Origin of the sequence: Saccharothrix sp. BKS2, from assembly GCF_047689505.1 — a bacterium.
GTDB classification, from domain to species: domain Bacteria; phylum Actinomycetota; class Actinomycetes; order Mycobacteriales; family Pseudonocardiaceae; genus Actinosynnema; species Actinosynnema lopnurensis.
Genome location: NZ_JAUQOL010000004.1, coordinates 393941 through 402974, shown reverse-complemented (window position 1 = coordinate 402974; position 9034 = coordinate 393941). Strand labels below are relative to the sequence as shown.

Here is a 9034-nt window from a genome sequence, read left to right as displayed (position 1 = left end):
ACCAGCGCAACCGTGAGGTGAATCAATCAAGAACCCGAGGTGCTGTCTCGTCGCTCACAGACGGGTCGGGCCGTTGGGTCGGGTGGCGCGCGCGGGACTAGCATCCGGGTCGAGGTCCTAGTACAGACCAGTCCACCACTGACGCTGGAGGCCGTTGCGCATGGCCGGCACCACCGCACCCGAGCGGGCGGGCGGCAGCTCCAAAGGGGGCGGCACGCTCTACCGCGGTGACCTGGGCATGTGGTCCTGGGTCGCCCACCGCATCACCGGTGTGCTGACGTTCTTCTTCCTGTTCGCGCACGTCCTGGACACCGCCCTGGTCCGGGTCTCCCCGGACGCCTACGACAAGGTCATCGAGACCTACAAGAACCCGGTCGTCAACCTGTTCGAGGTCGGCCTGGTCGGCGCGGTGCTCTACCACGCGCTCAACGGCATCCGGGTGATGCTGGTCGACTTCTGGGAGAAGGGCGCGCGCTACCAGAAGCAGATGCTGTGGGCGGTGCTCGGCGTCTGGGTGCTGGTGATGATCCCCGGCACCTACTACATGATGGTCCGCACGGTGTCCGACCTGTTCGGTGGGGGTCACTGATCATGAGCGAGTCCCTGGCCCTCGACAAGCCGCGCTCCCCGCGCCGCCCGGCCGCCCGCCGCAACAACTTCGAGCTCTACAGCTGGCTGTTCATGCGCATCTCGGGCGTGGCGCTGGTGGTCCTCGTGCTCGGCCACCTGTTCATCATGAACATCCTCGACGGCGGTGTGCACCGCATCAACTTCGGCTTCGTCGCGGGGCGCTGGGCGTCCCCGTTCTGGCAGCTCTGGGACCTGGCGATGCTGTGGCTGGCCCAGATCCACGGCGGCAACGGCCTGCGCACCGTGATCAACGACTACGCCCGCAAGGACGCGACCCGGTTCTGGCTCAAGGTGCTGCTGTACGTGTCGATGGTGCTGGTCATCAGCCTGGGCACGTACGTGATCTTCACCTTCGACCCGAACATCACCGACTGACCCGCCGCGGAGAGCACATGCAGTACCACAAGTACGACGTCGTCATCATCGGCGCCGGCGGCGCCGGTATGCGCGCGGCGATCGAGGCGGGTCAGCGCGCCCGCACGGCGGTCCTCACCAAGCTCTACCCCACCCGGTCCCACACGGGCGCCGCGCAGGGCGGCATGTGCGCCGCGCTGGCGAACGTGGAGGAGGACAACTGGGAGTGGCACACCTTCGACACGATCAAGGGCGGCGACTACCTGGTCGACCAGGACGCCGCCGAGATCATGGCGAAGGAGGCCATCGACGCGGTCCTCGACCTGGAGAAGATGGGCCTGCCGTTCAACCGCACGCCCGAGGGCAAGATCGACCAGCGCCGGTTCGGCGGCCACACCCGCAACCACGGTGAAGCCGCCGTGCGCCGGGCGTGCTACGCGGCCGACCGCACCGGTCACATGATCCTCCAGACGCTGTACCAGAACTGCGTCAAGCACGGGATCGAGTTCTTCAACGAGTTCTACGTCCTCGACATCTGCCTGACCGAGACCGACAACGGCCCGGTCTGCACGGGCGCGGTCGCGTACGAGCTCGCCACCGGCGAGATCCACGTCTTCCAGGCCAAGTCGGTGGTCTTCGCCACCGGCGGCTTCGGCAAGGTCTTCAAGACCACGTCCAACGCGCACACCCTCACCGGCGACGGCATGGGCATCGTCTTCCGCAAGGGCCTGCCGCTGGAGGACATGGAGTTCTACCAGTTCCACCCGACCGGCCTGGCCGGCCTCGGCATCCTCCTCACCGAGGGCGCCCGGGGCGAGGGCGCGATCCTCCGCAACGGCTCCGGCGAGCGGTTCATGGAGCGCTACGCCCCCACCATCAAGGACCTGGCGCCACGCGACATCGTGGCCCGCTCCATGGCGCTGGAGGTCCTCGAAGGACGGGGCGCCGGCCCGAACAAGGACTACGTCCTGCTCGACTGCACGCACCTGGGCGCCGAGGTCCTGGAGTCGAAGCTCCCGGACATCACCGAGTTCGCCCGCACCTACCTCGCGGTCGACCCGGTGGAGGAGCCGGTGCCGGTCTACCCCACCGCGCACTACGCGATGGGCGGCATCCCCACCAACGTGCACGGCGAGGTGCTGCGGGACAACGACAACATCGTCCCGGGCCTCTACGCCGCCGGCGAGTGCGCCTGCGTCTCCGTCCACGGCGCCAACCGCCTGGGCACCAACAGCCTGCTCGACATCAACGTCTTCGGCCGCCGGGCGGGCATCGCCGCCGCCGAGTACGCCAACAACCACGAGCACCTCGACCTGCCGGAGACCCCCGCCACCGTCGTCGAGGAGCAGCTCGCGCTGATCCTGTCCGAGCACGGCCACGAGCGGGTCGCGGACATCCGCACCGAGCTCCAGGCCACCATGGACGCCAACGCGTCGGTCTACCGCACCGAGGACACCCTCAAGCAGGCCCTGCACGACGTGCAGGCCCTCAGGGAGCGCTACGGCCGGATCACCGTCCAGGACAAGGGCAAGCGGTTCAACACCGACCTCCTCGAAGCGGTCGAGCTGGGCTTCCTCCTCGAACTGGCGGAGGTCCTGGTCGTCGGGGCCCTGGCGAGGAAGGAATCGCGCGGCGGCCACGCCCGCGAGGACTACCCCAACCGCGACGACACGAACTTCATGCGCCACAGCATGTACTACAAGCAGGATGAAGACATCCGCCTGGACTACAAGCCCGTGACGTTCACCCGGTACCAGCCGATGGAGCGCAAGTACTGATGACCGCTACCGCTGAAGCACCGACCGGCTCCCGCGGCAACCAGCCCCCGGTACCGGACGGCGCGATCACCGTCACCCTCAGGGTCCGGCGCTTCAACCCGGAGTTCGACGACGAGCCCCGCTGGGACGACTTCGAGATCCCGGCACTCCCCTCGGACCGGGTCCTGAACCTCCTCCACTACGTCAAGTGGTACCTGGACGGCACCCTGACGTTCCGCCGCTCGTGCGCGCACGGCATCTGCGGCTCGGACGCCATGCGCATCAACGGCGTCAACCGCCTGGCGTGCAAGGTCCTGCTCAAGGACCTCCTGGCCGGGGGCGGCAAGCAGACCACCATCACCGTCGAACCGATCAAGGGCCTCCCCGTCCACAAGGACCTCCTGGTGGACATGGAGCCGTTCTTCGAGGCGTACCGGGCGGTCAAGCCGTACCTCATCACTTACGGCAACGAGCCCACCCGCGAACGCGTGCAGTCCATCGCCGACCGGGAACGCTTCGACGACACCACGAAGTGCATCCTGTGCGCCGCCTGCACCACCTCGTGCCCGGTGTACTGGACCGAGGGCAGCTACTTCGGCCCCGCCGCTATCGTCAACGCGCACCGCTTCATCTTCGACAGCCGCGACGAGGGCTCGGAAGAACGCCTCGACATCCTGAACGACGTGGACGGCGTCTGGCGCTGCCGCACCACCTTCAACTGCACCGACGCGTGCCCCCGGGGCATCCAGGTGACGAAGGCGATCCAAGAGGTCAAGCGCGCCCTGCTCTTCAAGCGCGTCTAACCCCCGCACACCGCACAAGGCCCTCCGAGCCCCGCCCGGAGGGCCTTGACGCATCCACCGTCCTGAACGCTGAACTCACCGGTCCCGAACGTACGACACGCCCGACCTGAACGTACGACACGCGAGGTCTGAACGTACGACTCGCGCAACCTGAACGTAGAACTCACCCGTCCTGAGTGTTCGACACGACGGTCCCGAGTGTTCGACTCGCGCGAGCGTCCACAAGACGCCGACGAGACCGGTTGCGCGACGGGACCGGGGCGCGCAGTTGAACACTGTGGGGTGCTCGTGGTCTCCCGTATGGCCTGGGCGCAGCCCTACCGCGCTTGTCCAGGGGGTGTCGCACGCCCTTCGCGACACCCCCTGGACAAGGGTGGTTGCCTCAGGCAGGCCATACGGGAGACCACGAGCCGAGCCCCTCCCCCGGAGGCCTGCCCAGCGGCGAGCGACAGCCCGTGAACACCCCGATCAGGAAGGCTGACCACTCCCAACCCCCGCAGCAGCCGCATCCGCAGCCGCAGCACGACGAGCACGCGCCGCCTTGGCCCGCCGACTACGCAAGTACATCGCCAAAGCCAACAACAACCCCACCCCGGCCACCGCCGTGATGGGCCCACCCACATTCCCGAACGCCTTCTGCATAGCCGAGCTCTGCGTGTCGTCGGTCGTGTTCGCGACCTGACCCACCGCCGTGGACGTGCTGGTGGGCCGCGGCTCCGTGGTCTTCTTCCGCGCCTGCGGCGCACCCTCCACCAACCGCCCGACCGGATCGGCCGACGCCGAGGGCGGCAGCTCGAACCCGTAGTCCAGCAACCGCGCCGCCTGGTCGATCATCCGCACCGGCGACTGCTGCCCGCGCAGCAGCACCACGACCAGCCGCTTCCCGTTCCGCTCCGCCGCCCCGACGTACGTGTGCTGCGCGTCGTCCGTGAACCCGGACTTCCCACCCAGCGCGCCCTGGTACGTCGTGAGCATCCGGTTGTCGTTGACGACCGGCACGGTCCCCGCACCACCGGGCGCCGGGAAGTCGATCCGCTGCGTCCGCACGGCCTTGACGAAGTCCGGGTGCTTCATCGCCTCCCGGAAGATCAGCGCCACGTCGTACGCCGAGGTCGAGGTGCCCGGCCCGTCCAACCCGGAGGGCGTCACGGCCCGCGTGTCCAGCGCACCCAGCTCGGCCGCCAGGGCGTTCATCTTCCGGATCGCCGACGGGATACCGCCCAACCTGCGCGCCAGCGCGTGGGCCACGTCGTTCCCGGAGGCCATCACCAACGCCTGGAGCAGCTGCTCCACCGTGTAGGACGCCCCGGCGCGCAGCCCGACGCACGTGCACTCCTGCGCGACGTCCTCGGCCGTCGCGACCACCGTCGCGTCCGGGGACAGCTCCTTGGCGGCCACCGTCGCCAGCAGCACCTTGATCACCGAGGCGGGCCGCTGCCGCCCGTGCGGGTCCAGCCCGGCCAGCACCGCCCCGCTGTCGAGGTCGGCCACCAACCAGTTGCTGGCCGAGATGCCGTCCGGCAGGACGGGCGAGTTCGGCGGCAGCACGAGGCCGCACTCACCGAGCCGGTCGCCGCCGACCGGGTTCTCCGGCACCTCCAGCGGACGGGGCGGCTGCTCACCGGGCGGCACCTGCTCGGAGGTGTCCACCGCGGGAGGCGGTGACACCTTGTTCTCACAGCTGGGCTGGGCTTGGAGCCCACCGGCCCGCACAGGCACGGGCTCACCCCGCAACACGGGAGCGGGCTCACCCAGCAGCACAGTGTCCAGCACAGTGCCCAGCCCGCCGACCTGCGCGGAAACCGGCGCAGCAGCCGACGCGAGGGCCGGCGCGGCAGCGAGCACCGCGGTGGCCGTCAGCGCACAGGCAGCCGTGCAGGCGGCCAACACCGGGGCAACGGACCGTCGGAACGCGGAGGGTCGCACCCGTCCAGGCTAACCACCCCGGATGAGTGACCTGCACCCGCCACGTCGGATACTGCTCAGGTGAAGCTCTCCCGCGGCACGTCCGTCTTCCTGCTTGCCTTCGGGGTGTGGTCCTGGGTGATCTGGCCGACCTTCCTGCGCAACATCTGGAAGGACCCCCGCTCGTGGGACGACGGGCCGACCGGGTTCTTCACCGTCCACCTGCTGCTCGTCGTCGCGTCGCTCACGTTCGGCACGGTCATCGGCGTCCTGGGCCTGCGCGGCCTCAGGGCGAGCCGCGGGTGATGAGGCACTCCCCGAACCGAAACCCACCACCCCTGGAGGCTCCGCCGTGGAGTTCGTGCGCCTACTGCTGGTGTTCCTGCACCTGCTCGGCATGGGCATGCTCATCGCGATGTTCTTCGTCCAGCGCCGGGCGGGCGCCGACGCCCCGCTGAACAAGGGCTGGCTGCACGGCAGCGCGCTCCAGCTGCTCACCGGCATCGCCCTGGTCGGCCTCGCCCCGCTCACCGACCAGGACTACGACCACGTCAAGATCGGCATCAAGGGCGTGGTGGTGGTCCTGATCGCGGCCCTGGTCGCGGTGAACGTGAACAAGCCGAGGCCCGCCACCTGGCTCACCCCGACCCTGGCCGGCCTGGTCGTCCTCAACGTCGGCATCGCGGTCTTCTGGACCTGACCACCGACCGACCACCACCAGCCGACCAGCACCGGCCGACCACCACCAACAGACCAGCACCAACAGACCAGCACCAGCCGACCACCGACCGGTCACCGCCGGCGGAACAGGGCCCCCAGCAGCACCCCCGCGCCCACCAACCCGGCAGCGGCGCGGGGTCCGGGCCCGGACCGCACCTCGACCACCGGCCGGATCACCGCCGGCGGCGGCGGCACGGGCGGGTCCTTCAACAGGTTCTCCCGGGCCGTCGCCGTCCAGGCCGTGATGAACAGCAGGAACTGCGCCACCAGGTTCGCGAAGAACAGCACGCCGATCACCGGCCCGAACGCCGCACCCGCCGGTGAGGCGGTGACGCTGCTCAGGTACAGCGTCCCGGCCTGCTTGAGCACCTCGAACCCGACCGCGGCCGCCAGCGCGCCCTTCAGCGCGCTCCGCCACCCCACGGGCTTGCGCGGCAGCTTCGCCAGCACCCACAGGAACACCAGCCAGTTCGCCGCCAGCGCCAGCAGGATCGTGCCGACCTTCAGCAGCGCCTGGGCCCAGCCCACGCCCTCCAGGCCGATCCAGCGCAGCACCAGCTCCGCGAACCCGCTGCCCAGCGCCGTCAACCCGAACGACACCACCAGCGCCAGGCCGAGGCTGACCAGCGACAGCAGGTCCTTCAGCGTCGTCTTGAAGAACGGCCGGTCCTCCTTGGCGTGGCCCCACTGGGCCGTCAGCGCGTCCCGCAGGTTGCTCATCCACCCCAGGCCCGAGTACGCCGCGGTCAGCAGGCCCAGCACACCCACGGTCCCCTTGGACGCGACGGCCTGCTCGACCACGTCGTTGATCGTGGCGCCCAGCGCGCCGGGCACCGCTTCCGCGATGCTCACCTTCATCTCGTCCAACAGGCCGGGCTGCGAGGCGAGCACGAAACCGGCGACCGCGAACCCGATCATCAGCATCGGCACGAGCGACAGCACGCTGAAGTAGGTCACGGCCGCCGCGTAGTGCGCCCCGTACTGCTCCTGGTACCGCTGAACGGCGCGGAACACGTGGTCCAGCCACGGCTTCTCCCGGCGCAACCGGTCGATCTTCGACTCGCCCCCAGCGCTGTCCGCCACACGGAGAAGTTAAGTCGCGCCACGACCCCACGCCACTCAGGGAGGATCACGAATCGACCGGCACGGTCACGGGTCGACCGGCACGGCTCACGCCCCGGCCAGGAACCCGATCCGCTCGTAGGTCCGGGCCAGCGTCCTGGACGCCACCGACCGCGCCCGCTCCGCACCCCGGGCCAGGACCTTGTCCAGCTCGGCCCGGTCCGCCAGGTACTCCGCGACCCGCGCCTGCACCGGCGTCACGAACTCCACCAGCACCTCGCCGAGGTCCTTCTTGAGGTCCCCGTAGCCCTTGCCCTCGTACCTCGCCACCAGCGACTCGACCGACTCGCCGGTCAACGCCGAGTAGATCACCAGCAGGTTGCTCACGCCGGCCTTGTGCTCGGGGTCGTAGACGATGTCGCGCCCGGTGTCGGTCACCGCCGACCGGATCTTCTTGGCGGACCGCTTCGGGTCCTCCAGCAGCTCCACCACGCCCGCCGGCACGGACTTCGACATCTTCGACGTCGGGTCCTGGAGGTCGTAGATCTTGGCGGTGGCCTTGACGATGTGGGGCTCGGGCACCCGGAACGTCTTGCCGTACCGGCTGTTGAACCGCTGCGCCAGGTCGCGGGTCAGCTCCAGGTGCTGCCGCTGGTCCTCGCCGACCGGCACGTGGTGCGCCTGGTAGAGCAGGATGTCCGCGGCCTGGAGGATCGGGTAGGTGAACAGGCCGACGCCGACCCCCGCCTCCTGCCGCGCGGACTTGTCCTTGAACTGGGTCATGCGGCTGGCCTCGCCGAACCCGGTCAGGCACTGGAGGACCCAGCCGAGCTGGGCGTGCTCGGGCACGTGGGACTGCACGAACAGCGCCGAGCGGTCCGGGTCGATGCCCAGCGCCAGCAGCTGCGCGGCGGACAGCAGCGTGTTGTGCCGGAGCACCTTGGGGTCCTGCTCGACGGTGATCGCGTGCAGGTCGACCACGGCGTAGAACGCCTCGTGCGTCTCCTGGAGGGCCACCCACTGCCGCAGCGCGCCGAGGTAGTTGCCGAGGTGGAACGAACCGGCGGTCGGCTGGATGCCGGACAGGACGCGGGGCCGGCTCACCGGAGCGGCGGCGGTCTCGCCGGCGTTGTCAGCGGGGATCTCAGGGGCCACGGGAACGATCCTCCCAGGCCGACCAACCGCCACCGGTGGCGGGCCGCCCAACCCGGCCGACCCGGCCCGACCCGGCCAACCCGACCAGCTGGCTCAGCCGGCCCACCAACCCCGGCCGATCGGCCTCAGACCCCGGTGGCGGCCCGGGGCTCGCTCTCCTCCACCACCACCACCGACGCCGCGCTCACCAGCGCGGCCTTGCGCCGCCGCAGCAGCCCGGCCACCAGCCCCACCACACCGAAGCCCACGGCCACGATCCCGACCGGGGCGTCCAGGGAGATCGGGGGCGCCGTGATCACGTCACCGGCCGCCACGGCACCGTCGGCGGCCACCGCGACACCTCCGACGACCAGCGAAGACGCCGCGCCCAGGACCGTCCCCAAGACCGCACCGCGACCGCGCACTGCCCAGCTCCTCACCAGCACCACGCCACCCACCAAGGGGTGAAACCTCTGTTGACGGACGGCCGAGAACCTACCGAAGCTGTGACACTTGTTGGTTCGGATCGGCCGAAGCAGGGTATCCACAGCGGATCTCCCGCCGCACCACAGGGGGGTGCGGGACCACCGCCGAGGGCCCTCCACCTGGTCAAATACGCGCCCTCGCCCGGTCAACCGCACACCGGTCCACCGCACACCCCCACCCGGT

At 69.8% G+C, this 9034-nt stretch carries 10 protein-coding genes; 6 read left to right on the top strand and 4 right to left on the bottom strand.

Annotated elements, in window-relative coordinates; translation table 11 throughout:
* Positions 1 to 160: 160 nt before the first annotated feature.
* From sdhC to Q5530_RS10490, 4 genes are read left to right on the top strand one after another with little or no spacing between them, the layout of a single operon-like run.
* A complete protein-coding gene (gene sdhC, locus Q5530_RS10505) occupies positions 161 to 589 on the top strand; it encodes a succinate dehydrogenase, cytochrome b556 subunit (protein ID WP_380634800.1) in 429 nt (142 codons plus the stop codon).
* A gap of 2 nt (positions 590 to 591) precedes the next feature.
* A complete protein-coding gene (locus Q5530_RS10500; protein ID WP_380634801.1) occupies positions 592 to 1005 on the top strand; it encodes a succinate dehydrogenase hydrophobic membrane anchor subunit in 414 nt (137 codons plus the stop codon).
* Between the two features lie 17 nt (positions 1006 to 1022).
* Positions 1023 to 2762: a succinate dehydrogenase flavoprotein subunit gene (gene sdhA, locus Q5530_RS10495; RefSeq protein WP_415361970.1), complete on the top strand. Its 1740-nt coding sequence runs from the start codon at positions 1023 to 1025 to the stop codon at positions 2760 to 2762.
* Positions 2762 to 3544 carry a succinate dehydrogenase iron-sulfur subunit gene (locus Q5530_RS10490; protein ID WP_415361969.1) on the top strand — a complete coding sequence of 261 codons (783 nt, stop codon included), beginning with the start codon at positions 2762 to 2764 and terminating at the stop codon, positions 3542 to 3544. Before sdhA ends, Q5530_RS10490 begins: the two co-directional genes overlap by 1 nt.
* Positions 3545 to 4012: 468 nt before the next feature.
* Here Q5530_RS10490 and Q5530_RS10485 read toward each other — a convergent pair whose 3' ends face one another.
* Complete coding sequence (locus tag Q5530_RS10485) at positions 4013 to 5389, bottom strand: D-alanyl-D-alanine carboxypeptidase family protein (RefSeq protein ID WP_415361968.1); 1377 nt, start codon at positions 5387 to 5389, stop codon at positions 4013 to 4015.
* Between the two features lie 141 nt (positions 5390 to 5530).
* On the opposite strand from Q5530_RS10485, the gene Q5530_RS10480 reads away from it, so the two are divergent.
* Positions 5531 to 5755, top strand: a complete 225-nt coding sequence (locus Q5530_RS10480) for an SCO4848 family membrane protein (protein ID WP_380634807.1) — start codon at positions 5531 to 5533, stop codon at positions 5753 to 5755.
* Positions 5756 to 5801: 46 nt separating this feature from the next.
* Entirely contained in the window at positions 5802 to 6149 is a 348-nt protein-coding gene (locus Q5530_RS10475; RefSeq protein ID WP_415361967.1) for a hypothetical protein, read from the top strand.
* 92 nt (positions 6150 to 6241) lie between these two features.
* Here the strand turns inward: Q5530_RS10475 and yhjD are convergent, their stop codons facing one another.
* The 3 genes from yhjD to Q5530_RS10460 form a co-directional block, all read right to left on the bottom strand.
* Positions 6242 to 7252: an inner membrane protein YhjD gene (yhjD, locus tag Q5530_RS10470; RefSeq protein ID WP_415361966.1), complete on the bottom strand. Its 1011-nt coding sequence runs from the start codon at positions 7250 to 7252 to the stop codon at positions 6242 to 6244.
* An 87-nt stretch (positions 7253 to 7339) separates the two neighbouring features.
* Complete coding sequence (gene trpS / locus Q5530_RS10465; protein ID WP_380634812.1) at positions 7340 to 8386, bottom strand: tryptophan--tRNA ligase; 1047 nt, start codon at positions 8384 to 8386, stop codon at positions 7340 to 7342.
* Positions 8387 to 8511: 125 nt separating this feature from the next.
* Positions 8512 to 8769, bottom strand: a complete 258-nt coding sequence (locus tag Q5530_RS10460) for a hypothetical protein (RefSeq protein ID WP_415361965.1) — start codon at positions 8767 to 8769, stop codon at positions 8512 to 8514.
* Positions 8770 to 9034 lie beyond the last annotated feature (265 nt).